This is a genomic window from Bacteroides sp. RTP21281st1_H5_RTP21281_210402 (assembly GCF_040918965.1).
Taxonomy (GTDB): domain Bacteria; phylum Bacteroidota; class Bacteroidia; order Bacteroidales; family Bacteroidaceae; genus Bacteroides; species Bacteroides congonensis.
In genome coordinates this window covers 25,677-49,647 of the sequence record NZ_JBCOWR010000013.1, presented here as the reverse complement: position 1 = coordinate 49,647, position 23,971 = coordinate 25,677, and the positions used below count along the sequence as shown (strand labels likewise).

At 46.0% G+C, this 23,971-nt stretch carries 22 protein-coding genes; 2 read left to right on the top strand and 20 right to left on the bottom strand.

The features are described 5' to 3' along the window. The first annotated feature begins 38 nt into the window (after positions 1–38). Positions 39–893, top strand: coding sequence for a phosphodiester glycosidase family protein (locus AB5443_RS18080; protein ID WP_277135203.1), 855 nt, complete (start codon positions 39–41; stop codon positions 891–893). 57 nt (positions 894–950) lie between these two features. Further along, a complete protein-coding gene (locus tag AB5443_RS18075) occupies positions 951–2,354 on the top strand; it encodes an alkaline phosphatase (RefSeq protein ID WP_277135200.1) in 1,404 nt (467 codons plus the stop codon). 481 nt (positions 2,355–2,835) lie between these two features. Here AB5443_RS18075 and AB5443_RS18070 read toward each other — a convergent pair whose 3' ends face one another. Genes AB5443_RS18070 through AB5443_RS17975 form a run of 20 tightly spaced genes read right to left on the bottom strand, consistent with a single transcriptional unit; the run spans position 2,836 to position 23,969 of the window. Beyond that, a complete protein-coding gene (locus AB5443_RS18070) occupies positions 2,836–3,450 on the bottom strand; it encodes a hypothetical protein (RefSeq protein WP_277135198.1) in 615 nt (204 codons plus the stop codon). 45 nt (positions 3,451–3,495) lie between these two features. Continuing rightward, positions 3,496–4,212 carry a DUF481 domain-containing protein gene (locus AB5443_RS18065; protein WP_277135196.1) on the bottom strand — a complete coding sequence of 239 codons (717 nt, stop codon included), beginning with the start codon at positions 4,210–4,212 and terminating at the stop codon, positions 3,496–3,498. A gap of 18 nt (positions 4,213–4,230) precedes the next feature. Further along, positions 4,231–4,800, bottom strand: coding sequence for a hypothetical protein (locus tag AB5443_RS18060; RefSeq protein ID WP_022137641.1), 570 nt, complete (start codon positions 4,798–4,800; stop codon positions 4,231–4,233). Between the two features lie 60 nt (positions 4,801–4,860). Then, entirely contained in the window at positions 4,861–6,156 is a 1,296-nt protein-coding gene (locus AB5443_RS18055; RefSeq protein WP_277135194.1) for a phenylacetate--CoA ligase family protein, read from the bottom strand. Position 6,157: 1 nt separating this feature from the next. Further along, entirely contained in the window at positions 6,158–7,876 is a 1,719-nt protein-coding gene (locus tag AB5443_RS18050; RefSeq protein ID WP_277135192.1) for a C45 family peptidase, read from the bottom strand. After that, positions 7,869–9,359: an NAD(P)/FAD-dependent oxidoreductase gene (locus AB5443_RS18045; protein WP_277135190.1), complete on the bottom strand. Its 1,491-nt coding sequence runs from the start codon at positions 9,357–9,359 to the stop codon at positions 7,869–7,871. The genes AB5443_RS18050 and AB5443_RS18045 overlap by 8 nt, the downstream gene beginning before the upstream one ends. Then, positions 9,352–13,218, bottom strand: coding sequence for a 1-acyl-sn-glycerol-3-phosphate acyltransferase (locus AB5443_RS18040; RefSeq protein WP_277135188.1), 3,867 nt, complete (start codon positions 13,216–13,218; stop codon positions 9,352–9,354). The genes AB5443_RS18045 and AB5443_RS18040 overlap by 8 nt, the downstream gene beginning before the upstream one ends. Next, positions 13,215–14,405 (bottom strand): DUF2062 domain-containing protein, encoded by a 1,191-nt coding sequence (locus AB5443_RS18035; RefSeq protein WP_277135228.1) that lies wholly within the window; start codon positions 14,403–14,405, stop codon positions 13,215–13,217. The genes AB5443_RS18040 and AB5443_RS18035 overlap by 4 nt, the downstream gene beginning before the upstream one ends. Beyond that, the gene (locus AB5443_RS18030) at positions 14,402–14,797 is read right to left on the bottom strand and encodes a 3-hydroxylacyl-ACP dehydratase (RefSeq protein ID WP_277135186.1); all 396 of its coding nucleotides are present in this window, start codon (positions 14,795–14,797) and stop codon (positions 14,402–14,404) included. Before AB5443_RS18030 ends, AB5443_RS18035 begins: the two co-directional genes overlap by 4 nt. A 3-nt stretch (positions 14,798–14,800) precedes the next feature. Beyond that, positions 14,801–15,361, bottom strand: coding sequence for a hypothetical protein (locus tag AB5443_RS18025; protein ID WP_277135183.1), 561 nt, complete (start codon positions 15,359–15,361; stop codon positions 14,801–14,803). Continuing rightward, positions 15,336–15,971: an outer membrane lipoprotein carrier protein LolA gene (locus AB5443_RS18020; RefSeq protein ID WP_073347578.1), complete on the bottom strand. Its 636-nt coding sequence runs from the start codon at positions 15,969–15,971 to the stop codon at positions 15,336–15,338. The genes AB5443_RS18025 and AB5443_RS18020 overlap by 26 nt, the downstream gene beginning before the upstream one ends. Before the next feature lie 11 nt (positions 15,972–15,982). Continuing rightward, positions 15,983–16,663 carry a polysaccharide deacetylase family protein gene (locus tag AB5443_RS18015; protein ID WP_195662618.1) on the bottom strand — a complete coding sequence of 227 codons (681 nt, stop codon included), beginning with the start codon at positions 16,661–16,663 and terminating at the stop codon, positions 15,983–15,985. Then, positions 16,660–17,691, bottom strand: a complete 1,032-nt coding sequence (locus AB5443_RS18010) for a beta-ketoacyl synthase chain length factor (protein ID WP_044653338.1) — start codon at positions 17,689–17,691, stop codon at positions 16,660–16,662. The genes AB5443_RS18015 and AB5443_RS18010 overlap by 4 nt, the downstream gene beginning before the upstream one ends. Before the next feature lie 12 nt (positions 17,692–17,703). Further along, entirely contained in the window at positions 17,704–18,993 is a 1,290-nt protein-coding gene (locus tag AB5443_RS18005; protein ID WP_277135179.1) for a beta-ketoacyl synthase, read from the bottom strand. A gap of 3 nt (positions 18,994–18,996) precedes the next feature. Continuing rightward, positions 18,997–19,278 (bottom strand): phosphopantetheine-binding protein, encoded by a 282-nt coding sequence (locus AB5443_RS18000; protein WP_195662621.1) that lies wholly within the window; start codon positions 19,276–19,278, stop codon positions 18,997–18,999. 17 nt (positions 19,279–19,295) lie between these two features. Then, the gene (locus AB5443_RS17995) at positions 19,296–21,092 is read right to left on the bottom strand and encodes a beta-ketoacyl synthase N-terminal-like domain-containing protein (protein ID WP_277135176.1); all 1,797 of its coding nucleotides are present in this window, start codon (positions 21,090–21,092) and stop codon (positions 19,296–19,298) included. Beyond that, positions 21,077–21,520: a thioesterase family protein gene (locus AB5443_RS17990; RefSeq protein WP_277135175.1), complete on the bottom strand. Its 444-nt coding sequence runs from the start codon at positions 21,518–21,520 to the stop codon at positions 21,077–21,079. The genes AB5443_RS17995 and AB5443_RS17990 overlap by 16 nt, the downstream gene beginning before the upstream one ends. Further along, positions 21,517–21,951 (bottom strand): hydroxymyristoyl-ACP dehydratase, encoded by a 435-nt coding sequence (locus tag AB5443_RS17985; protein ID WP_277135174.1) that lies wholly within the window; start codon positions 21,949–21,951, stop codon positions 21,517–21,519. The genes AB5443_RS17990 and AB5443_RS17985 overlap by 4 nt, the downstream gene beginning before the upstream one ends. 1 nt (position 21,952) lies before the next feature. Next, positions 21,953–23,047, bottom strand: coding sequence for a class I SAM-dependent methyltransferase (locus AB5443_RS17980; protein ID WP_277135173.1), 1,095 nt, complete (start codon positions 23,045–23,047; stop codon positions 21,953–21,955). Beyond that, positions 23,028–23,969 carry an acyltransferase gene (locus tag AB5443_RS17975; protein WP_277135171.1) on the bottom strand — a complete coding sequence of 314 codons (942 nt, stop codon included), beginning with the start codon at positions 23,967–23,969 and terminating at the stop codon, positions 23,028–23,030. Before AB5443_RS17975 ends, AB5443_RS17980 begins: the two co-directional genes overlap by 20 nt. Positions 23,970–23,971 lie beyond the last annotated feature (2 nt).

The following is a 23,971-nucleotide window of genomic DNA, read 5'->3' as shown; positions in this document are numbered from 1 at the left end:
TAATTTATTAACTTAACACATTTATCTGTCTGTTTACAATGAGAAAATACTTCGTTATCCTTGTCTTAGCTCTTTGTTCCGTCGGAACATTGAAAGGGCAGACTGCATCAGATTCTTTGGCAATCGTTTCCGCACAATGGGAGATAATACATGCTCAAAAAGGAATTATCCACAAGAGTGCGTCTATACCTCAGCTTTATCAGTGCCCCCAAGTTATCAACCTGATAGAGATTGACCCCGGCAAAGGGATGAAAGCGGGTATTGCCCTATCGGACGGTATGAAAAAGACAAGCCGGATAGCTTCCGAACATCATGCGCTTGCGGCAATCAATGGTTCTTACTTTGATATGAAGCATGGGAATTCTGTCTGTTTCCTGAAAATAGACAGGCAAGTGATTGATACGACAACGATAAACGAGTTTAAACTACGTGTCACGGGAGCCGTTTACGAACGGAACGGAAAGATGAAGCTGATTCCCTGGAACAGACAGATAGAAAAAAAATATAAGCGAAAGGTGGGTACAATATTGGCATCCGGACCGTTATTATTAAAAGACGGTCGGGTATGCGACTGGAGCTTATGTGGAAAGGACTTTGTTCAGAACAAGCATCCCCGTAGTGCTGTTTGCATGACGAAGGATGGAAAGATACTGCTTGTCACGGTGAACGGACGTTTCCCGGGGCGTGCCGAAGGGGTGAATATCCCCGAACTGGCACACTTGCTTCGGATATTAGGCGGTAAGGATGCGTTGAACCTGGACGGTGGCGGTTCCACAACATTATGGCTGTCGGGAGTACCGGAGAATGGTGTCGTCAATTATCCTTGTGATAATAAACGTTTCGACCATGCCGGAGAACGCGGAGTGCCCAACATCATTTATATTTATGAATAATCTTATTATTTATTAGCTATCGCACGACTTAAAGCTGCGAATAAAATGGAAAATGAAATGAAGAAACTTTTAAGATGCTCCCTGTTGGGGCTATTATTATTGTGCAGTGTCGTTGTAAACGGAGCACAAGTCCCCAAATATATCTTCTTGTTTATCGGTGACGGCATGGGATTCAACCATGTGGAAGCAACCCAAATTTATGCGGAGAAAGTAGGAACAGATACGGGCGAACGTTCACTATTATTCCCTACTTTCCCTGTGATGACTCAAGTATGTACGCGCTCGGCTTCTCACTTGATTACGTGTTCATCCGCCGCGGCTACCGCTTTGGCTACCGGAGAAAAAACGACGAACTATGTAATCGGAATGGATGCGGAAAAGAATCACGGGTTAAAATCCCTGGCACGCCAACTGAAAGATAAAGGTTATAAAATAGGAATAATCACCTCTGCCTCTATCGATCACGCTACCCCCGGTGGATTCTATGCTTCACAGCCCGACCGTTCTATGTATTACGAAATAGGAGTGGATGCCGCCAATTCCGGTTTCGATTTCTTCGGCGGGGCGGGATTGCTCGAACCTCGCAGCAAGCGGAACCTTTCGGCGCCTTGCCTTTATGACCTGTTTAATCAGAAAGGCTATACGATGTTTCGTGGAATGGACGCTTATAACCGTGCTACTGCAAAGGATAAAATTCTTCTCTTCCCAACCGATACAGTGAGCAAAAGCCTGAAATATGCGATGGACCGTTCTGGAAAAGACTTGAGTTTGCCTGACTTGACAAAAGCCTGCCTTGCTAATTTTCAGGAAACCGCGAAGAAGGGTTTCTTTATGATGGTAGAAGGCGGAAAAATAGATTGGGCGGCCCATGCCCATGACGGTGGCGCTGTTGTGAAAGAAACCATTGATTTCGACCAATGTATCCGCTTGGCTTATGATTTCTACAAAAAGCATCCGAACGAGACATTGATATTAGTGACTGCCGACCACGAAACGGGCGGTCTTGGACTGGGCAACTCCGATATGAACTTGAATATAGACTTGCTCCAATACCAGAAGTGTTCACAAGAAGCCTTGACTGCTGCTATGCGTGAAATGAAAAGCGGAAAGATGATTCCTTCGTGGGAAGACATGAAAGCGTTTCTGAAAAAGAACCTGGGCTTTTGGGAACAAATTAAGATTACTCCGCGTGAAGAACTGGAATTATTGGTTTGCTACGAAGAGTCTTTCTTGAAGAAGAAGCCGAAAGATGTGGTCAGCCTTTACGCGAAAGATGAGCCTTTAGCGGTGGCTGCTATTGCTTTGCTGGATAAGAAGGCGTCATTGGGATGGACAACTAAAACTCATACGGGAGCGCCTGTGCCATTGTATGCAATAGGAAAGCAGGCTGTTCTTTATTCGGGCAGGAGAGACAATACGGATATGGCTAATGTTTTGCGGAAGTTATTCCTTATCAAATAGGGAGAGGTTTATCAAGCAAGAATGTGAATCAGTATTTGAATTAGAGAAAACCGGTACGGTTATGAATCAAATCCGTACGGTTATGTTATGAACTAATTTCGAGCTTGTGCAGATTTATTTTTAATGCTTAATGGATTTATGGTTAATGATACATGGCTTTATTCGTCTGACAACTGTTTCTTTTTCGTCTGACAGTTGTTAGACGAAAGAATAACAGTTGTCAGACGAAAGTTTAACAATTGTCAGACGAATAAAGTTATGTATAACGGGGATTAAATCATTGTATACTACCAATAAAGTTTTAGAAAAACTAAGTTTAGTTCATTTCTGCACCGTATTGAATGAAACCGCAAGAAAAGAAACAAACTTTTGGTGCAATTACCCTAATTGAGTGCTAATGTATTGAGAAATAAAAAGAGCGAAGTTTCCTTGGAAGCTTCGCTCTTTTCGTTATTGTAATATCCGAAAGCAATGTATGGCTTTAGTCTTTTATTTTACGCAACTTTGCTTTCTTGATGAAGAACTTGGCAAGTTCTCTTCCTGCTTTGGCATACGTTTCCTGAACGCGATATCCGGAAGTAAAATCAGTACCCCAAAAGTTATTGGCTGAGGCATTGCGTATTCGGATAGAGGCTACTTGCTCGCCTGTTTCAATATTCTTCACTTTGCAACTTAAGTCGACCGAGGCATTTTGTCGCATGACACCTACATTCCAGCCGGGTTCTGTGAAGTCCGTATTGATTTCAATTCGATATTGCGCTCCTTCTGTACCTGCTGTGATACCTACCTCACTCATATATTTGTCGAAAAGCTCTAAGAACTTTGGTTCAAACCGCTCTTTGCGGTCACCATACCAGGCTTCTTTCCATTGGTCGCCTTTGCCCTCTTCTTTCTTGTTATACTCGGACACTTTCTTATCTACATATTCTTTTTCGGTTAGTTTGCCTACCAACATCTCTTCATAAGAGAAAGAAAAGTCAATGGTCTTTTGGCCTTTAATGAAATCAATAGAACCGGAAGTCATAACAATGCTTTGTGCGTATGAAAGGATAGTAAAGCAACTTAATAATACAACTGTTGTTATTCTCTTTTTCATGCTTTTGTTTGGCTTGTTATTATGGATATTAGTTACTTAAATCTACTAGAATTCAAATCCTACTTTAAATCCAAGACCTTCCAAATCCGCTGTGTCGTCATAACTAATATAATAGCCACTGTAATAGTAATCATATTGCTGATAGTTATATTCCAATTTGAGATTTAGAGCTTTTTTGCCTTTTAGGGAGAAACGTACTCCGATACCGGTAGAGACATACAGTCCTTCAACATCTCCAACTGAATATCCTGTTTTGATATCAGCAAACGGAGTTACTTTCTTGTTGATAAAGTTGGCTCTGAAATCAACAAAGATAGGTACGGCTATCAGGTCTGCATCGGTATAGAAATCTGCCGCAACACCACCACCCAAGTAGAAATAGTTATTGAACTGGTATCCGTGGGAAGTTGAAATTTCTACTTTGTTCGCATCATAATCACTAAGGTCAGCTATGTAACCGAAGTCAATGAAACCTTTATAGCCTTTCAGTGTATTTCTCGCTGCTTTGCGATTGTCGATATCGGTGCGATAATCTCTTGTGTATCTTTCCTCTTTAATGATTTTCTCCACTTCATTCATCTGGCAGATGATGAGACTGCCGTCGCCGGTCTTAATCTTTAAAGAAACATTGGGCACTTGCTCAATGATAACTCCTTTGATAACGCTTCCGTTTTTCAGATATACAACTTCTGTGTAGTTTTGAGCTGCAACGTAAGTACTGATACTCAGTAATAAAGTCAGTAATAATAGTAGTTTTCTCATAATTCTATTTCTAATTGTTTATAATTTCTTGAGTGCGCTATGGATGGAACCGGCCCAGTAGTTACGTAATCCGAATCCACCTGCTTTTCCTTCCGTAATCCATTCCTCGATGATTTCTTTAGTTTCGGTATTGAAGAATACGACTTCATATGTACCTCTGTTTTTGGACTTGTCCAGGAATTGTGCGACAAATACCATGCCTACGCCGGGCGTTTTCTGAATAGGCAGTGCTTCGATGGCTGTCTTGATTTGTTCTTTGTCGAGACTATACTCTGTTTTAGTAGTCATCAGTTCGGACTCGTTAATATTGCGATTTACCTGATTAACGGCGTCCAGTGAAATTTCCGTCACCTCTTTTCTCAACTGTTTGCCTACATTATACTTCTTGGCTTCCGTGATAAACAATTCATTGATACGTCTGAAAGCATCTTTGAATTGTAGCGGTGATTCATCCGCACCGAAAACTTTGACCTGAGAGTAATCTACACCATAGAATTTGATAGACTGAACATCTTTCAATGCACTCTTGCCTTGTCCGAAACAGAACAGGCTTGTGCTTAAGAATAAGAATAGGATAAGTTTTTTCATATACGTTAATGTTAAAGTGAATTATGTATATTGTTATTGATTCCCAAAAGTAGAAAAAAGTTATCGTAAATCAATGAATTTAATCGCTTTTCGACTCATGGGGGGCATTTGTATCTTGGCGATATACTCCGCCGACTCGAAATTGATGCTTGGCGCCACTCTGACTTTCGAGCGGAACAAGTCCTTTATCTCCTTGGCAAAACTCTCGCTGCGGTTCTCGCTTCCGATGCGAATCAGAATCTCATCCGTACCCAGTTCGTTGGTGTAGACCTCTATAATGTAGTTCTTTACCAAAGGAATATTATCCAGAATATCGAATAATGCGGGTGGATATAATGTCGTACCTTTGTACTTTATCATTTGCCCTTTCCGACCGAGGATGGAACTCAGGCGAATCGTGTTTCTTCCGCAGGCACAAGGTGAGGTGTGATGGTAACAGATATCACCCGTTTTGAAGCGGAGCAGCGGCATCCCTTTGACACCCAATGTCGTAATGGTCACTTCGCCTGCTTCTCCCTCGGCAACAGGCTGGTTATTATCATCCAGAAACTCGACGATGATAAGTTCCGGTTGCAGATGTCCGCCGTGGAATTCGCTGCATTCGGTGAAGGATGACTGCATTTCGGTGGAAGCATACGTGGAATACAGTTGCAAGGCAGGCCATTTATCATGTATTTTCTGTCCGAGCGTATTTAACTGGAACTCCTGGTTGCGCAATGCTTCACCGATACAGATACATTTCTGCATGGAACAGGCATTATAGTCGATATGGTTTTTCTCGGCGAACTCTATCAGTTTGATAAGGAAAGAAGGAACCACCATTCCGCAAGTGGGTTGTATCCGCCGAATCGTATCCCATTGCAGCTCGGGGATGCCGTTGCCTACACGGATAACTCCCATGCCGAGTTCGCGTGCCCCCATATAATACGCCAGTCCTGCCATGAAGCGGCGGTCGATGGTAGTCATCAGTTGCAGGATATCCTGCCTGGTGCATCCGGTGGTGGTGAAAGATAGAAACTCGTTGTAGGATAAGCGGTCGAGGTCTTCGGAAGTGAGGACGAAAGTCACCGGGTCGCCTAATGTGCCGGAAGTCGTCACGTAGTCGATGATTTCTTCTTTGCCTACGCAGATGAAATCTTCATTATGAAGTTGCAAATCCGTCTTCGTGGTAACGGGGATGTGTTGCAGGTCTTCTATCTTCCGAATCCGGTTGATATCAATATGATGTTCCTCGAACATCTGTTGGTAGAACTTGGAATGTGCTTGCAGATAGGCTAACGCTTCAGCTAGCTGTTCTTCCTGATAGCATTTTATTTCTTCCGGTGAGCGGAACTGAATGTCGGGATTCTTTTCCATCTTAAGAGTGTTTTTGTATTTTCTGTTGGATACGTTCTTTTTCTTGTAGTTTGGGAATCGGTCTGGTCAATGCCTTTTTCCAATAGCCGACGGCTTGTTGAGGCTGGCGGATAGCTTCGTAGTAATTGCCCAGTACTTCATACACATAATAGAAAGAAGGGTTGGACGCTTCGTATTCCTTGAGCAGACTGTCTTCCACTTTCTCCTTTGCTTTTATCTTTTTCAGTAGCAACGGAGTAAGCCTTTTGTAAGTAAGGAGTTGTTCGAACTCCGGTTCCTGCATGAATTCATCTGCGGGAATGGTCAGTTCCGGAATGTATATCTCAGCCCGGAGAGCGATGGCTTTTTTGAATATCAGGTTCAAGTCGTAAGCTACGTATTTGCCGCATTGCCACGGAGAGGTGGATACCCACATCAACTGCTTCTCAGGTTGGAAGATGACGGAGTGGTGGGCGATAAACTGGTTGATAGCCATTTCGTTTGCCAGTCCCAGGTCGGCGTTTTGCCGCCCTTTGTGATTACGCAGGATAGAAGCGGCTTTTACTGGATTCATCGGTTGGTTCTCGCTAATCAGTTCTTCCAGACGTGCATAACGGTAAGGACTGTCGGAAGTCTGTATGTTTTCTATGTTCCGTTCGTCCTTGGCGAACGCTTCCGATTGGTAATGATTGGTGCAGATAATCCTGTCTTTTTCCTTTCCGTTGAAAAGAACGGTCTTTTCCGGAGATTTCTCGATGATAGCTGCCCTGCCGTCTTTGGCGGAGCCTATCAAGATAGATTCGGAGACAAAAGTGTTCCGCTTTTGGGCGATGGCGAGGGCTTCGTCGATAGTTGACGCATATTGCAGGATTTCCCGGGTAAGGATGGAGATAGGCGTGGCGGAACTTGTCGGCATGGCGGATTTTGCCGCGTTGATGGTTACGGTGAGCCCGGTTTCGTTCATGCCGGACAATACGCCTATCATGCCCGGCCATCCGATGGAAGCGAATTTATACCCTTTGGACGGTGCGCAGAAGGTGACCTGCTTGTTTTCTGCAAAGGCATCCCCGACATAGAAATCGAAGTTGCGCCCAATAAGCAGCGACGAGTCCGCACTTTGAGTTCCCCAGGTGGCGAACGAGCTGCATCCCACTAACATATAGTCCTGCATGGTGTGTCCCAAGTCGTGTGCCGCATGGTAATTCAACTGGCGTTCGTAAGGAGTGCCGATAAAGTCGTAGTCGTGGGTGCACGATAGCGAGATTCCATAAATCTCTTCCCGATATTCTTCAGGGACATTCTCACCCAAATTACGGTTGAACAGTACAATGAAGAACCGCAGAAATTTCAGATAACTGTCTGAAGGTATAATTTCACGAATCTGGTCAACGAATACTTTCTCTTGGTGATGAAGCAAATCGGCAGACAGTTTGCCGATGGCGTCCCCTCTTTCAAGGGCATCGCCTCTCACGAACAATTCCCACAATCCGCTTTCACTGCGTCGCATAAAGTTATCAGCATAATATCGAAGGTCGAGAGTATCCTTGTAGAGCACTTCTGCCGGAACCAGAGCAATAGTATCTGCATAAGGTACTTCTGTCAGGATGATATTAGGCTCTTTTGGCGGTGTCATCATATCCGCTGAAAAGTAGAGATAACTGATTCCGCCTATTAATACGATGACGAGCAACAAGAGAATGAGGCTCGTATATTTGATGGTCCGTTTGATAACTTTATGCATTTCCTACTTTTTTAGCTAAATATTCCTGTCCCACAAATTCGGTGCAAGTAAGCATAGCTGTCAGTGTTACGCCCAGTGCGCCATGCACATTCAGGTTTTGACCTGTAAAAAAGAGATTTCCCAATCGGCTTCGTGTAGATACAAAACCGATTTGCGGGCATTTATAGTCTTTGATGATTCCGTATGCGGAACCGTCTACCGTACCTGTGTAGTCACGATAACTCAATGGAGTAGTGGTGAATAGTTCCTCTATGTTTTCAGAGAAATCGAAGCCGTGTCTTCGCAGGAAACGGAGTATTTGTTCCGCTTTCTCTTTCTTGAAGAACTGGTAACCCTCGCCGCGGTGTTCGGGAGAGGAGTCCTTCCATGTAGACAATTCATCCATATACATCGGTGTCAGGATAGAGATGACACTGGCATATTGGCTGTCCTCGGAAGAGGCTTGCATCGAAATCATGCAGTTAGTAGTTCGTCCCGGATAGAGCAACTTGTCATACCACACTTTATTGTTCCCATGCAGATAGATGTTGCGGTTCTGGTACGGAGTACTTTTCTTTTTCATTACCAGATAAAGTGTGAAGATGCCGTACGTGTTGTCGAGCGAACGGATTCGGGAGATAAAGGCATTCTTGATACTGCGGTTCTTGTCCAGTATTTCCAATGTCCGTTTGGGGTGTATGTTCGATATGACATAATCGCTTTCCAACCGTTCTTCACCGTTGACAATGACTCCCTGCACTTTCTCGTTCTCGACGATGATGCGGGTTGCTTCGCTGTTGTTGAGAACCGTACCGCCATTGTCCCGGATTACGTCAATCAGTTCCAGACTGACCTGCATGCTTCCGTCTACGAAACGGTAAGCGCTTTCAATATAGGAATGGTTAATCATGGCATGCTGATAGAAGGTGGAAACATCTTTCAGGCCGCCATAGAGCAAAGCGGAGCCTGCTAACACATTTTGCAGGGTATGGTCGTGGGTGATGTCGGCAATCAGTCCGGCAGCGGAAGTGCAGAAGTACTTCATGCCTTCGAGTGCAATGACGCCTTGTTTCAGATGGTCTACGCTAATCAGGTTCCCTACCGCTTGAAGCTGCTCGGTATAGCGTTTCAGGTTCTCTTTCTCGTGAGGGAAAGACCGGTGGAGCGTCTCGATAAATTGCGGGTATCCCATTGCGTAATCATACGCTTGCCCTCTGTAGTGAATCGTATCGAAAGCTTCGGCGTCCAACCGCTTCATTTTTAGTTTGTCCATAATGCCGAAATAGCGGAAATACTGGTTCATCACCTGTCCCTCATCCAGGCTTCCTACATAATGAATGCCTGTATCAAGCAAACGTCCTTTTCGCTGATACGTCTGGAAGCATCCCCCGAACTGCGCATTTTTCTCTATTACGCATACGTTGAATCCCTCTTTGCTGAGAATCGCTCCACATTCCAGTCCGCCCAGTCCGCTTCCGATGATGATAATGTCATATTTACTCATGCCAGTCCGGTTTTCTGAATATATAAATGGTGTTTGATGTATATTTGTCGTTGGGTATGGTTTCGACGTTCATGCCGCAGGTTGCCGCTATCTCCCGCAGTTGGGCTTCCGTGGTGAAGGACAACTCTTCGGTAGTCCGGTTGAAATTGAAGATGCGCGTGGACAGTAGCTCTGTGAACCGGGTCAGACGGTGCTTGGAAGTGTTGGCGGAATTTCCGTCACGTATAATCATTATTCCTTGCGGGCGTAGCCGGTCGGCACATTTCAACAGCAATGACCGTTGATGTTCATAACTCATATAGTGCAGCATATCGTTCAGGATAAACACGTCGCTTTCCGGCAACGGATATTCAAGTGCGTTGCCGTGCCTGAACTGAAGGCGGTCGCCGCGCAACCATCCGTGCTGTGCTACGGCTATTTTGTCCTCGTCATAGTCGATGCCCAGAATATTCCGGTCGTCGGACAGCAGGGAGAGCATGTAGCATAACGGGCCGAATCCGCAGCCTATGTCCGTGATTTGTCCCTGAGTGGGAATCAGCCGGTTGAACAACCGGTAATTTCCTTCCATCTTCACCTTGATGCGGATATACCATTCCACGATAGGGCCTTTGTAGATATAGTTCTGGATAAGCGCTTCATAAAAAGCGGGGTTGTCCGTTGTATTCTTTTCCCGGCAGATACGCGCATACTCCTGTTTCATATAGGTGGATATGCGTTTGGTACGCTCCTGATAGGTAGCTCCGAAAGACGGGTCACCTGCGGGTATGCGCGGAAGTATCTCCGTGTAGATGATTCCTTTGCGGACATTGAAAGGCTGCGCTTTGGCAATAATCTTGTCATTGCCGTATAGCAGAATCGGGAGAATATCCAGTTGCAGCATTTCCGCCAAATAAAACGCTCCTTTGTGGAAACGCTTCATCTTTCCGTTATAGGTACGTGTGCCTTCGGGGAAGACAGCAATGGAATAACCTTCTTCCACCTTTTTCTTCATCCGTTCTATATATTGTTCGTATCCTTCACCTATATAATAGAAATCGGCATAGCGGATGATGGCTCCGAAGAAAGGGGAATGCCATACCCAGTGATTGGTCATCATCAGGACTTTGGACGAAAGAGACAGCAACACGAGAATATCAATAAACGACTGGTGGTTGGCAATGATAATGGCCGGACGGTCAAACCTTTCGTTGGCTTTGTTGATATGTTCCTTTTTGACGGCGGTAGCCAATAATAGAATCCCTTTGCAGGTAATCTGTATCAGGCGGCAGACGAAATGCTGCTTGCTGCTCTTGCGTACGGGAACCAGATAGAGCAAGGCTATCAATATCCGGAGAAGGATACATCCGATAAAGAAGAGCAGAAAGAGTGCGACAGTCCGTAGCAGCCCGATAAGCGTATAAGGCGGCAACCCTTTGGATGCCGGGGCTGCAATGAAGAACCGGAAGATAAGCGGCTGGATGGTATAGGCTACCAACACCACTGCTATCATTCCAAGTATGGAAATCAGTGAAATAGATTGCAAGGCCGGATGCTTGGCGAAAACGAGCGCACCCATTCCGACCACCGTAGTGAAGGCAGAGAAGAAGATGGCTGTTTTGTGCGAGTTCAGTACTTTCTGGCCTGTACGGTACTTGTTCTGCAATCCGTCCATAATGAAAATACTGAAATCATCACCGATACCGAATATAAAGGTAGACAGGATGATATTGATGATATTGAACTCAATCCCCAGGATTCCCATCAGCCCGAGGATAATCACCCAACTGACCAGCATCGGGAGAAAACTCATCAACGTAAGTTCGATACGTCCGTAAGAGAACCACAAGGCAAAGAATATCAGGAAAGAAGAAAGATACAGAATCAGGTAGAAGTCATCATTGATGGCGGACACCCATTTGTTGGCAAAGTAGGAACGGTCGAAGATGACGACATCCCGGTCTTTGTTGAAATGCGCATATACCGCTTCCTTATTTGTCTCGCTAATCCGTATCTGGCTGATAAGCATCGTTATGGAATCAGCCGATGTCTGCCATTCATTCAATAGCTTGCCGGATAAATCGTCCTCTTGGGAAGAGTAATGATATTCGCCGAAAGGCCGGGCGAGCCATTGACAGAAGCCGTCGAAACTTCCGGGACGGAAACGGTATTCGGCAGCGGATGCTTCCAGATGCTCGCGAACCTGTTCCTTCCTCTCATTCGTCCAGTAATCTTCCCATTTCTTCAGGCGTTTCTGCTGTTCTTGCGGGGAGATAAGGAATTGTGAGGCGGAAGCGTATTCTTTTATCAGCCCTTGTTCTTTCAAGGTAGATAGCTTCCGGTTGGTCGCTGCATAGGTTTCAGTAGCTCCGACCATATCTTTGCCTACGCTGACAAAGAGAACTGTCTTTTCATGGCTGTCGAAGAGGTGCAGTAGTTTCTCTTCCGATTGTTTGAGATGTTGAGGCTCGTAGTTGAGACTCATCATATCGTTGTTGAACCCTACTTTCTGTGAGGTAAACAGGCAGATGACGGTGACAAGGGCGATGCCCCCGACCAGCCATTTATTCTTATCGAAAGAATAAGCGTTTATTTTCTCTATGATACGTAATACACGCCCTTGTTTCACATCTGCCTGTCCCTTCAGGAAATGAGGCAGGTAAATCAGGCAGAAAAGAGTAGTGCCTACCAGTGCCAGGGAAGCGAACAGACCGAAGTCGCGCAGCAGGTCGGAACTAGTGAATATCAGTCCCAGAAATGCCCCGATGGTCGTAAAACTGCCTACCGTCAGCGGGTAAGCGATTTCTTTAATCAGTTGTTGCACCGTGGATACATGATTTTGATGCGCCAGCATATGGATGGAATAGCTGAGTGCGATACCCATCACCGCCGAGCCGGCTCCTACGGCAATAGCCGAAATGCTTCCTTTGATAAAGAAAATCAGGAACAGGGCAAACAGTCCGCCGAACAGTACAGGGGTAATAATCAAAGGTATCGACCTCTTCCGTTTGAAGACGAATGAGATGAATACAATGATGATGAGCAGTGCAATAGTAGAGGTCAGTATAGTGTCCTTTTTTATCTGCCGGGCGTTGTAGACTCCTACTGAAGGACCACCGAAATATTCCGCCCGAATCACAGGAGACTCACTTTGTACGTGCCGGAGTTCTTCTTCCAGTATTCTGACGAGTTCGTCATTCTTTCCAGTGCTTCCTGTGCTGAATACCGGAGTGATGAACATCAATAAGGTAGAACCGTCTTTGGAGAAGATATGTTCGTTGTAGATTTCGTAGTTGGCTTCCAACTGGAAATCCTGTAAGTGCTTCAGGGCTTCACTGCCAAGTCCGAGCGGGTCTCTGAGGATATAGCTTCTTAATGCAATGCCGGCAGGAGAAAGAAGGTTGGTGTAATTCTTCTGCATGGCGGCGTGTATTCCCTTTTGCGTCAGCAGGGAGTCGAACCGCTGGTAATCCGTGTCTGTCAGGAAGAGTGGGAGATGGTCGTAAACGAAGTCGGTGGCTCCGCTGACGAGATTCTGGTCTACTTGTGCGAAGATACTTTTTATCAGCGTCCCGCCTGCTTTTTCGGTCAGAGCTTGTTGTAGTTGTCCGGCTGCTTCAATCAGGGAATCCGGTTCTACGGCATTACACGTATCCGCAGAGGAGAGCATGACAATGATTTTGTCCTTAATCTTGAGATTATCAAAAACCTTGATGGTATTCTGTGAATCTTTGGTGTCGGGGAAGAACTGTGTGATGTTCTCTTCAAACTTCACTTGCAGGGCAAAGTAGCCCATGAACAGGATACAGCAGATGAGGGACAGGTAGAACAGAATCTTGTGTCTTTCAAAATAATCATATAGTCCGATAAAAAACTGGGTCATATCTTTTTTCTCCTACAAGTCGTGAGCAAGGCGAACGAAATGACTCCCGCTACCAGGCTGCAAACGACTGCAAAGATAATACTTCCTATCAAATATTGCTCTATGACTGATTTTACATTTGCGAAAGAGAGTTCATTTAAGTGCAGGTTGACGGGTTCGCCCAGCACTTTGCATCCGGTTGCGTAACTTCCGTACAGCAAAAACGGAATCATCGGGGGGATACTGATGTTGGCCGCTACAATAGCGATGACTTTGTTCAGCCGGAGCAGATGTGCCAGAAACAGGGTTATCAGCATTTGGTATCCCCATGCCGGAACGATGCCCATGAATACTCCGAGTGTGATGGCTGCCGTGATTCGCAGGTTGGATTCCGGTGAATGGATGACATGTTCGGAGAAAAAACGCTTGCAGTTCTTCCAGGTCAGTTTGCGGAAAAAGTTGCGGGGGATAATCCACAAGAAAGTGATAAATACCAGTACCGTATTCAGGATGCTGATACGGGTGAAATCCCTGAACGGGCGGAAATGCGAAACCCGCTCTTCTTGTGGCGGATAATAGACATGTACCGGTATGTTTTTGACTGCGATATCTCCCCATGCCGCGAAAACGAGGGCTTCCAGTTCAAATTCATACTTGGCGGTATAGTACCATTTGTCGACATTCATCTGTTGCAGTGGATACAGGCGGTAACCGGACTGTGTGTCCTGCAGCTTGATTCCCGTTTCGAGGGTGAACCAGAAGTTGGAGAATTTATTGGCAAATGTATTCTTTCCTGGCATATTGTCCGAAGCAAGGTTGCGCGAACCTACCAGCAGGGTATCCGGTTCCTTTTCGATGGCTTCGATGAACGAAGGGATATCCGAAGCGAAGTGCTGCCCGTCCGAATCAATGGTGATGGCATAGCGGAAGCCTTGTGCCTTTGCGTGGCAGAGACCATGTTTCAAGGCTACCCCTTTTCCCTGGTTGGCAGGGTGGGTGATGACTTGCAGGTTTACTTCCCGGCTGAGTATCCCGGCTGTTTCGTCCGTCGAACCGTCATTGACGACGAGAATGTCCGGTGCATAGGAGCGTACACTCTCTATGACATCCGCCAGTGTCTTGCCGTTGTTGTAACTTGGGATGATAACGATAATTCCCAATTGTTTCAACTTCTCGTGCCAGTAGGCTGTACTTTGCGGCTCCTTCATGCTTTCGTTGAGGTAAGTACGGCTTTCAGTTTGATAAAACATTCGTTTTCTGCGGTTCCTTCCATCTTAGCAGTACCTTCCGCCTGCAACTGAAGTTTACCTTCTTCCATATCTTTGAGGGTCAGCGTTACTGACAGGCACGGTGTCTTTACAGGATTGACGACTGACAGGAACTTGCATGAAGACACTTGCATATATTGCAACTTTTGCCGGCGGATACCTTCAGTACATTCTTTGATAAGTTGCAGCAGACAGACTCCGGGAACTACCGGATGTTCCGGAAAGTGTCCCTGATAAATAGCGTGCTCCGGATTCAGTTCTACCCGGATAGTCCAGGTGATTGAGTCCGGTGATTCGGAAGAGAGAAGCGTATAGAAGTTATCAAGTAACATATATTAAATCTCTTTAGATAGTTTGTCCAGGCGAATTGTCAATCGTATCCATGGATGCTTTATTTTTATTTGTACCGGGTCGCCCGGAATATCGCCCGTGATGTATAAAACAGATTTCCCGAAGCCTTTCCCACTGGCTCTTTTTTCCGTCGAACCGTCTTTGGACATCTTCGCACGAATACTTTTCTCGCTTAGAAACAGGCGTTTGAAGTCCATCTCCAGAAGTTTCAGTACCTTTTCTTTCTGTATGGGTTCGATGCAACTGTTGACATTGAACGTGCCATCTTGAAGGGAGAAGTCGAAAAGGCTTAGCCCGAAATAGGTGGACGCCACTATCCGGATTTCATTGTCGGGCATACGGCGTACTATCAGCATGCCGCTCATATGATGTTTCATGAAGTCCAACTGGATATTATACTTTTGCGAGCTTTCTCCTTTTGCCAGTTCGATAGCAGGCGGCACTATACTGCCTTCCCCGCTTATGCGCGGAGAGCAGGAAACCGATAACTGCATCACTAGGAAAAGCAGAACCGTCCGACTAACGAATCGCAAACTTCGTCTCATTCTTCAGGGAGTTGAATTTTTTGTTATAGAATTCGTATTCGGTATAATTCGTGGCTGTTTCGGACAGGCGGAGTTTGTGTACCGACATATCCTTCTTGTCGAGGTAGATTTCTATCCCGGTGATATAGGCTTGTACGGCTTTATTGACCGGCTTTATCTTGACCAGGTAGAATTGTGCATCTTCAAAGTATGCCAGTTGGTAGTTGGATGACATTTTGGAGAGGTCGCCTATCATGCAGGCGGTCAGCATATCCTGCATCTGTCCCATCATCTTGTTGGCGCTCAGGTTCATGATGTTTTTCTTGCCGTCCGAAACGATTTTGAGCTTACTGCCGTTTATCACAATGAGATAGTCCATCGGGCGGAAATATTCCATGCAGATTTTATTGCTCTTCTGGTAGTAGAACTTCCCTTTGGAAGTAACTTTTTCGTCGAATATGTCGAGGTATTTCACTTGCGTGAAATCACTTTCGATAGATTGTACGGTCTGTGCTTCTTCTGCCAGGCGTTTCTCAAAATCCTGAAGTTGCGTCAACTTCTTCATGCCTTGCGCATGGGCAGAGACAACGGACAGAAAGATAAGTAATGTATATGTAACTAAAGTTCTCATACGTTTTTATTTTATGCCAATAGTTCGTCCAGCCGGACAACGGTGTATTCCTGTTCTTTCAGTAAATCCAGTATCTGTTTCACCAGTTGCCCGCTGTTTGGCATCCGGTCGTGCAGCAAGATAATAGAACCAGGTTTAATACCTTTCCGGATTCTGTCGAGTACTTTGTCCGGTGACGGCTGTTGGGTATCCAGTGTACGGATGTTCCATCCTATAGAGGTGTAACCCAATTGCCGGACGGCTTTCGCAATCGTCGGATTGGTGACTCCGAATGGCGGACGAAACAAAGTTACCGGCTGCGAAGTTACTCGTTCTAGTTCAGACTGACAAGTTTGCAGGTCTTTTTTCATTCTGGAGAGTCCGTATAGCGGGAATAAACCGGAATGGGTAAATGAATGATTTCCAATTAGATGCCCTTCCACTACCATTTGCTGCAACAGTTTTTCATTTCCTTTTACCTTGTGTCCGATACAGAAGAAACAGGCTGTTGCTTGCTGTTCTTTCAGTATTTGCAGTACTTTCGGAGTCTGTATCGGGTCGGGACCGTCGTCAAAAGTCAAGGCTACTACCTTTTCTCCAGTACGCTTTCTGCAAAACGAGCGGAGATAAATCCCCGACCGAATGCTATAAGAAGCATAGACGAGAAAAGACAGTATCAACAATGAACCAAGTACGATACAGGTGATAATCATACGCTTTTCCGGATTAGAATCAAAGAATGATTGATGGAGTGGTGATGATTATAAATCAGTATATTCGTAGGAGTAGTGCAGTTTTCCGATTCTTTCACTACTTTCCATACGGCATACGATGAGGCGGTAGGATACTCGCCACATTCGTCTTTGAAGCTGAGATGCATACTTTCCGGGAAGAGGTTTGTTTCGAGTTTCTCATAAATGGCATTACTTTCAGAGGTGATTGCTTGATTCAATGGCACATCTTTTTCAGATATGATTGTCTGCTTCGAAGAATTATCCTGCCAGGATTGTTGCTTATTCTTTCCGGTCATAAACCACTGAATATCCCGGCTATTTAATCCATTCCGTTGCAGAAAACGCATAATCCGGTTTTGGATTTCTTCTGTCGTTTGCTGCCCGGCGAAAGTTTCTATCCCTTTTATTTCAGCGAGCGGGTGTTCTCCGACTTCCCGGCTCAACAGGAAAAACTGCGCGCCTTCTCCGGCTTCTATTCCTTTTAGTATCCCCAGTCGCTGTTGGATGGCGTGACTGGTATCCGTCATTTCGTCCATGGCTCCTACCAGTATATGCCCGCTTCCTTCCCAAATCTTCATCATGGCATCCAGCAAAGCACTTTCGAAACTTAGACCTCGGTGTACATAAGTCATGTTGTAGGCATGTATCCCACGTATCAGGGCGATTTGCGCACCGATTGTATTGAATGTTGACTGGATGAAGGGGGTAGGGTTCAGCATCCGTTCTTCATTGTCTATCAGTGTGTTCAGAAACTTTTCCGTATCGACCAGACAGCCTAGTCCTGTGGCTGTGATAATTCCCTGTATCTCTTCGGGCGGCAGTCCGCCTATACATTCTAATCCACAGGCTACCCCCATTTTTACGATACGGCTCATGCGTCTGCGTAAGGTCGGATTGGTAATGATATTCTTATAATCAGGCTCACAGGCTTGGAGATAAGGACGGCTGTCATTCCGTTTTCCTTGAGGATGAATCGAGGCGATGCGTTGGATATAGACTGGCTGCATAGACATAATAACTTAAAGGTTCGTTCCTTGCGGAATAGTAGTTGCAGAAAAGAGAAGCGATGAATCGTTCCCACCGAAACCGAAAGAGTTGGATAATACGTGGCGTACGGGGATTCCTTCCCGGAAAGTCGTTTCCGGTATCAGTCCCGTTTCGGGCATCGCGTCCGTGAAGTTCAGATTCGGGTAAATCATACCTTTATATAAGGAAAGAACGGAATATACCGCTTCAATCCCTTCGGAAGCTCCTAAAGTATGTCCGATAAAGGCTTTCACCGAACTGAACGGCGGAACGTGCTCTCCGAAGATTCTCCGTAATGCCATTCCTTCCGATGCGTCGTTGCCGGGAGTGCCTGTGCCGTGCACATTGATATAGTCTATTTCTTCGGGAGAAATACCGCTTGAAGCGATTGCTTCGCTCATTGATAGAAAGGCGCCGTCTCCTTCTGGAGAACTTCCCGTCTGGTGATAGGCTTCGTTTGTATTAGCGTAACCGCTAAGTTCGCAATAAGGAGTTCGCCGGAGTGAGCTTTCCGGTTGAAGTACTAAGTAACCTGCCCCTTCTCCGAGGTTGAGCCCCGTACGCGAACGGTCAAAGGGACGGCAATGTGCCTTGTCCAAAATCATAAGAGAGTTGAATCCGTTCAGTGTGAACCGGCAAAGCGCATCCGTCCCCCCGACAACAACGGCATCCAATAACCCGTGTTTAATCATCCTTGCTCCCAGCATGATAGCGTTGGCGGCTGACGAACAGGCGGTACTGATGGTTGTTATGAAATCGTTGATGCCCAAGTAGGAAGCAATCAGTTCCGTACTGGCTCCGCAGTCATGGGAGATGACTTCACGCAGTCGTCCCCGTTTGGGATTCTCTTTGAATGATTCATAGAAATGCTCGCTTAAATCCATGCCGCCGACGGAAGTTGCAGAAATAAAACCGATACGTAACGGTTGAGAATCCTGCTGTGTCTGCTGAGAGTCCTGCTGTGGCGGTTGCTGTATATGCTGTGACGGTTGCCGCGCATACCGTGATGTTCTCTGATTCAGTCCTGCATCTTCCAACGCTTCTTTAGCCGCCACCATTCCCAACAATGCTGTGCGTGAGACGGTCCGTTGCGGAGAGATGCCGAGCAATTGTTTCAGTTCCTTATTGTTATGCTTCACTTCGGATACGGGCACATCGAGGGCAGTCGGGAAAAGAGTTACTTTTCCGATACCATGTTTCCCTTGTCTCAAAGCCTCTATGTTTTCGGAAACTCCGATGCCGATGCCCGAAACAATTCCCAGTCCGGTGACATAAATCTTCATGCGTCAGGCTTTACGATTGGCTGCAATGTAATCAGACAATGTGCGCACCGAATAGAAGATTTGCTTTCCTTCACCCGGGTTTTCTATTTTAATCCCATATTCACGTTCCAGAATCAGTATGATTTCGAGAGCGTCGATAGAGTCAAGACCGAGGCCTTCATCTCCGAACAGGGGTGCTTCGTTGTCTATATCTTCCGGAGTGATTTCTTCCAGGTTCAACTCTTCGATGAGTTTGCCTTTCACTTCGTCCATCAGTTCTCTTGGGGTTTGATTTGAATTATCCATAAGTTGTCGATATGTTATTAATAAGTCGTTGATATATTAGTAATTTGTTTAAATTCTGCCTGATATTGTCCGTCCATCAGTTCACACCAGCCTATGACGCATGCGCGCAACTTCCCTTTAGCCATTACGATACGTGCGTAATCCTCTAAAGAATCAGGCTCGTAATGCGGACAGACAAAGAAAGTATTCTCTCCCTTTATTTTATGCCGGATACAAATCTCACCCAACACCACATTGGGGAGCGTATAGACAAATACGGCGGGACTGGCGGCTTTGTCTCCTTCTTTGCTGATAAGAGTCTGATGTTTGCAGTCCGTATCCAGCGATGAAGAAGCGTTGGCAAGAATAATTCCAATCTCTTCCGGTTGATAATCAGTTCCTTTCAGCAAGTGGCCGGCAGCCACATATCCCAGTTTACACAGGTCATCCATTTTATAGAACTTCATATTGTTTTCTCCCAAATTCTTATAGGCTTCCCGGATAAACGGTGCAAAGTCCGTCTCTGAAGAGTTGAATATGACTGTTCCGTCACGTTCTACCACTCCCGGTCTGATAGTGATACTGTTCGCAGATTCGGTGAGTGCCTTGGAGAAAGGAACCTGTTTCTGACGGTGACGGGCGGCAGGAAGAGACAATACAACTGCGGCATTGCATCCACCGAAACCGGAAGCGGTCTTGACGCAACATTTCATCGGCATCGGTTGATGCGTGCCATAGACGGTGACAGGCATAGGAACACCGAGTGTTTCGTATCCTAAAGTCCCGTAGAATATTCCTGTTTTCAACTGCTCCATGCAAAGGATGGTTTCGATAATGCCCGAAGCTCCTAACGTATGCCCGAAATAAGGTTTCAAGCTATTCACCGGAACAGTTGATAATCCTGCCAGATGGATAGCTTTGGATTCCATTTCATCATTGTAGACGGTAGCTGTCCCGTGTGCATTGATAAAGCTGATGTCTCCGGGAGTTACTTCTGCCTCTTCCATTGCCTGGTTGATAGCCATTGCCAGTCCGTCTCCCGTCCGGGAAGGACCGGATATGTGGTTGGCATCATTGCTGACAGCTCCACCGGAGAGAATAATATCATTGGCGTTCCCTTGAGTTTCTAAAAGAACGGCTCCGCAGGCTTCGCCCAGGCTCAATCCGTCCCGTTGTATGTCATAAGGTCGGCAGCGCTGTGCGCTTACAGACCGGAAAGACAGGAATCCGCTGGTGATAAAATGAGACAGAATATCTCCACCGGCAACGATGATCCGTTTGTAACGTCCCGATTCTATCTGTCTTTTAGCTACAATGAGTGCTGAAACTCCTGATATACAGGCATTGGAAATGACGTCTACCTGATTGCAGGCTCCGAAAAAGTTGCCGATTCGCTCCGCCATTTTCCAAAGAAAGGCAGGACTGTCCGTTGGAAGCTGTATAGACGAACCGTTCGATTCACCCAGAGCAACCAGTTCGTCCGAAGCAACCTGCTTACTTAATAAATCGACATTCCCTTTTGTCGTAGAGAGTAGTAAGGCACAATCCGGTTCACGGAGACTGGCTCCCGACTGGAAAATCACCTCTTGAACAGCCAAAATAAATAGTTGTTCCATACGGGGATAATCCGTTATCTGCATCTCCTTCGCCCGTCTTTCCAATTCGACAGCGTCAATCATTCCTGCCAATAGCGGGCTGTCGGATATCCGTCCGGCTTCCTGTATGCGGATGCCACTCCGGCAGGCACGGATAGCTTCCGTATTCTCCTGTATGCCGAAGCCCAGTGAAGTAATAAGCGTATGAGCTGTAATATATATGTTCAGAGAATGTTCCATTTCTTTTTCCATTCCATATAAAACGGCGGATTAATAAGTTCCAGTTCTTTATTCAGGTTCAGGAATACCTGCATCGTGCTTCCGGTAGCTACTACGCTCTGGTCACTAGCCCGATAGATGACGTATTCGAATTTTATCTTGGCAGCTTCGCAGGCGATATAGCGCGTTTCGATAATTGCCTCTTCACCGAAAGATAACGATTGCTTGAACTGGCAGGTCAAATCGACAATGGGAACCATGTACCCTTCGCGGTAAATACTCATATAATCCAGACCGTACTGCTTGCCGAAGGCTTCCCTTCCGTCTTCAAAATAACGTACGTACTCACCGTGCCATACGATTTGCATGGAATCTATTTCGCTGAACCGCACTTTGAATGTAGTCCGGTTGGTCAGAGCGGGTGTATGTTGAGTCGTTTTCCGTTTCATTCTTTCTTGATAAATATTTTCATCCGACATTCGGCTATCAATTCCTCACCGGCTTTTACTTGTGCGGAAACCAGTGTAATATCGAATACTTCCTGCACGACGGTAATCTCGGTAAATAGCTTCATTCCCACTTCCGGTAATTTATAAATCTTGAGTTTATCCACCGAACCGATAAAGCCTAACGGAACCTGTGCGCCTTGCCGAGTGTAGATAAACCCGATACGTACGGCTGCCGATTGGGCGATGTGCTCGATGATTCCCGGTTCTTGCAGTTTTCCTGCTTCGCAGAAGATATTATCGGACGTGATGGTCAGCCCGGAATAGGAACAGTTTTCTTCGATGCCGAAGAAACTATCCACCATGACAATGGGCGGGCGTTGCGGAATCAGTCCGAGTATTCCTTCTCCGTGTATGATAGCTTCTCTATTCATCTTAATCCGCATTATTTTCTGTTGTAACTTTCAGTTTGCACTGTACGATGCTGTGTCCCATTCCCAGGTGGTCGTGCATTTCTTCTATTTCCAGTCCCGCTGCTTCGATGCATCGTTTCATGTCGTCCGAGTGGTACATCTTGCTGTTGCCGTTTGCCATTGCTGTGAAGTAGAGGCTGATTTGCGTCAGGCAGTAAGCGGCTGTATCAAACTTCTGCCGGTTCCAGAAAGTTTCCATGATATAGAGCCGGCTTTCTTTGTCCATAGAACGGGCGGCACGTGTCAGTATGCTGGTCACTTCTTCTTCCGAGAAGCAATCGAGGAACTGGCTCATCCAGATGGCGTCGAATCCCGTGGGAAAAGGAACTTTCGGGTTGAGCAGGTTAGCTCCGTACCCGTGGATACGTGTTGCTCCGGGCAGTTCTTTGGTCTGTTGGCGCATCATCTCCAGTTGTTGCGGCAAGTCCATGATGGTCACTTCCACTGCGGCGTCATAGCCTACACATTTCGTTGCCCAACGACCGGTATTGCCGCCTACGTCCAACAAAGTCTTGGGATGACGGGCGAAAACGATAGCCAGTGCTTCGTCAAACGAGCAATCCGAATAATAGTGGTCGAATCCAAACCAACTCTTCTGTACCTGTGGCGGCAGACTGGACAGTCCTTCATAAATCGTACTCCATTCTCCGAATACTTTCAGCCCTTCGGGACGTCCGTTGGTCAAAGCTTCTTCAAGATGGAACATACCCAGATAATTGACATCCTGGTTAAAGTCCATGTTGACACGCACCATCTTGTCATTAAGCAGGAACCAACCGGCTTTGGCGAGTGAGTATCGGCCTTCGCGCAATAGCACCGTTCCGATTGTCAACGATGCTTCCAATAATACTTGTGCGGCATAAGAAGACAGTCCGCAAGCCTTGCTGATTTCTTCCTGCGTCTGTCCGTTCCGGTGGTCTGCAAGTAACTTGAAAATACCGAATTTAAGCATCAGGCGCGATACCTGAAATACGATGGGGCCGAAAGCTATCTCTTGTGCCAGGCGTTGAGCTTCTACCGCTGTCAACGGTTCTTTGTCATATCTGTTCTGTTGCATCTTTTTGTCTTTCTTTTGAATCCGGTGACTGCTTTTCGGCAGATTCCCAGAAGGGGTAATAATTAAACCATTGTTCCGGATAACGCTTTAGTATTTGTTCCAAGGCAACGGTATATTGTTCGAGCAGAGCCGTCTCCGCTTTTTTATCTTTGTTTCGTACCACCGGCTCCGCGACAATGAAGTGAAAACGGTACGTTCTTCCCGGTTCCCGCATGGCGAAATAAAATACGACAGGTACTTTCATTCGCGAAGCCAACAAGAAAGGTCCGGCAGGGAAAGGGGCTTCCCGTCCCAATAATCTGCCTGTCAGTAGCTTCTCCTTATTCAGGTAGCGGTCGCCCTGGAAACAGACATATTCTTTTTTGTTCAACGCTTCAGTGATGCGGAAAACGTGTGTCAGATTGTCCTCGTTGACAGGAATAATCTTGTATTCTTTCTCCCTTCCGTTTTTCTCCAACATCTCCTTGATTTTGCGATGTTCGGCATCGTACATCACGATATGGATTTTCTTTCTGTAATCATCAAAGAAAGGAACGCCTATTTCCCAGTTTCCCACATGGGCGCCAATCATAATCACTCCTTGCTCGCTGTCCAATAATCGTAAAAACTCCGGATATCGTTCAAACTCAAACCGATACCGGTCTGCTTTCCCATTGCCGATGGCTACCTTGTCAATCAGAATCTGTCCCAGCCGGTAATAGTTGCGCAGCAACATTCCAACAGAACGTATCCGATTGTATTTCAGGATGTGGCGGGCATAAAACCAGGTGCTCTTCGTCGCTTTCGGGGCGAACGGTATAAAATAGAGGACTACCAGGCTCAAGAAAATATAAGCGGCAGTGATGCCCAGATACTTAATCAAATAAATAAAGAATAAGTATCCGAACGTTCCACCCCTGGTTTTGCCTTTCCACGTCGACATGT

What these genes read in the sequence shown, in the direction of transcription:
- AB5443_RS18035 (WP_277135228.1), bottom strand. Translation starts at nt 14,405, where the DNA reads ATGAAGGAGCCGCAAAGTACAGCCTACTGGCACGAGAAGTTGAAACAA.
- AB5443_RS17980 (WP_277135173.1), bottom strand. Translation starts at nt 23,047, where the DNA reads ATGCAACAGAACAGATATGACAAAGAACCGTTGACAGCGGTAGAAGCT.
- AB5443_RS18075 (WP_277135200.1), top strand. Translation starts at nt 951, where the DNA reads ATGAAGAAACTTTTAAGATGCTCCCTGTTGGGGCTATTATTATTGTGC.
- AB5443_RS17985 (WP_277135174.1), bottom strand. Translation starts at nt 21,951, where the DNA reads ATGAATAGAGAAGCTATCATACACGGAGAAGGAATACTCGGACTGATT.
- AB5443_RS17990 (WP_277135175.1), bottom strand. Translation starts at nt 21,520, where the DNA reads ATGAAACGGAAAACGACTCAACATACACCCGCTCTGACCAACCGGACT.
- AB5443_RS18000 (WP_195662621.1), bottom strand. Translation starts at nt 19,278, where the DNA reads ATGGATAATTCAAATCAAACCCCAAGAGAACTGATGGACGAAGTGAAA.
- AB5443_RS18025 (WP_277135183.1), bottom strand. Translation starts at nt 15,361, where the DNA reads ATGAGACGAAGTTTGCGATTCGTTAGTCGGACGGTTCTGCTTTTCCTA.
- AB5443_RS18065 (WP_277135196.1), bottom strand. Translation starts at nt 4,212, where the DNA reads ATGAGAAAACTACTATTATTACTGACTTTATTACTGAGTATCAGTACT.
- AB5443_RS17995 (WP_277135176.1), bottom strand. Translation starts at nt 21,092, where the DNA reads ATGGAACATTCTCTGAACATATATATTACAGCTCATACGCTTATTACT.
- AB5443_RS18040 (WP_277135188.1), bottom strand. Translation starts at nt 13,218, where the DNA reads ATGACCCAGTTTTTTATCGGACTATATGATTATTTTGAAAGACACAAG.
- AB5443_RS18080 (WP_277135203.1), top strand. Translation starts at nt 39, where the DNA reads ATGAGAAAATACTTCGTTATCCTTGTCTTAGCTCTTTGTTCCGTCGGA.
- AB5443_RS18055 (WP_277135194.1), bottom strand. Translation starts at nt 6,156, where the DNA reads ATGGAAAAGAATCCCGACATTCAGTTCCGCTCACCGGAAGAAATAAAA.
- AB5443_RS18030 (WP_277135186.1), bottom strand. Translation starts at nt 14,797, where the DNA reads ATGTTACTTGATAACTTCTATACGCTTCTCTCTTCCGAATCACCGGAC.
- AB5443_RS18045 (WP_277135190.1), bottom strand. Translation starts at nt 9,359, where the DNA reads ATGAGTAAATATGACATTATCATCATCGGAAGCGGACTGGGCGGACTG.
- AB5443_RS18020 (WP_073347578.1), bottom strand. Translation starts at nt 15,971, where the DNA reads ATGAGAACTTTAGTTACATATACATTACTTATCTTTCTGTCCGTTGTC.
- AB5443_RS18050 (WP_277135192.1), bottom strand. Translation starts at nt 7,876, where the DNA reads ATGCATAAAGTTATCAAACGGACCATCAAATATACGAGCCTCATTCTC.
- AB5443_RS18070 (WP_277135198.1), bottom strand. Translation starts at nt 3,450, where the DNA reads ATGAAAAAGAGAATAACAACAGTTGTATTATTAAGTTGCTTTACTATC.
- AB5443_RS17975 (WP_277135171.1), bottom strand. Translation starts at nt 23,969, where the DNA reads ATGTCGACGTGGAAAGGCAAAACCAGGGGTGGAACGTTCGGATACTTA.
- AB5443_RS18005 (WP_277135179.1), bottom strand. Translation starts at nt 18,993, where the DNA reads ATGAAGATTTATGTCACCGGACTGGGAATTGTTTCGGGCATCGGCATC.
- AB5443_RS18015 (WP_195662618.1), bottom strand. Translation starts at nt 16,663, where the DNA reads ATGATTATCACCTGTATCGTACTTGGTTCATTGTTGATACTGTCTTTT.
- AB5443_RS18010 (WP_044653338.1), bottom strand. Translation starts at nt 17,691, where the DNA reads ATGCAGCCAGTCTATATCCAACGCATCGCCTCGATTCATCCTCAAGGA.
- AB5443_RS18060 (WP_022137641.1), bottom strand. Translation starts at nt 4,800, where the DNA reads ATGAAAAAACTTATCCTATTCTTATTCTTAAGCACAAGCCTGTTCTGT.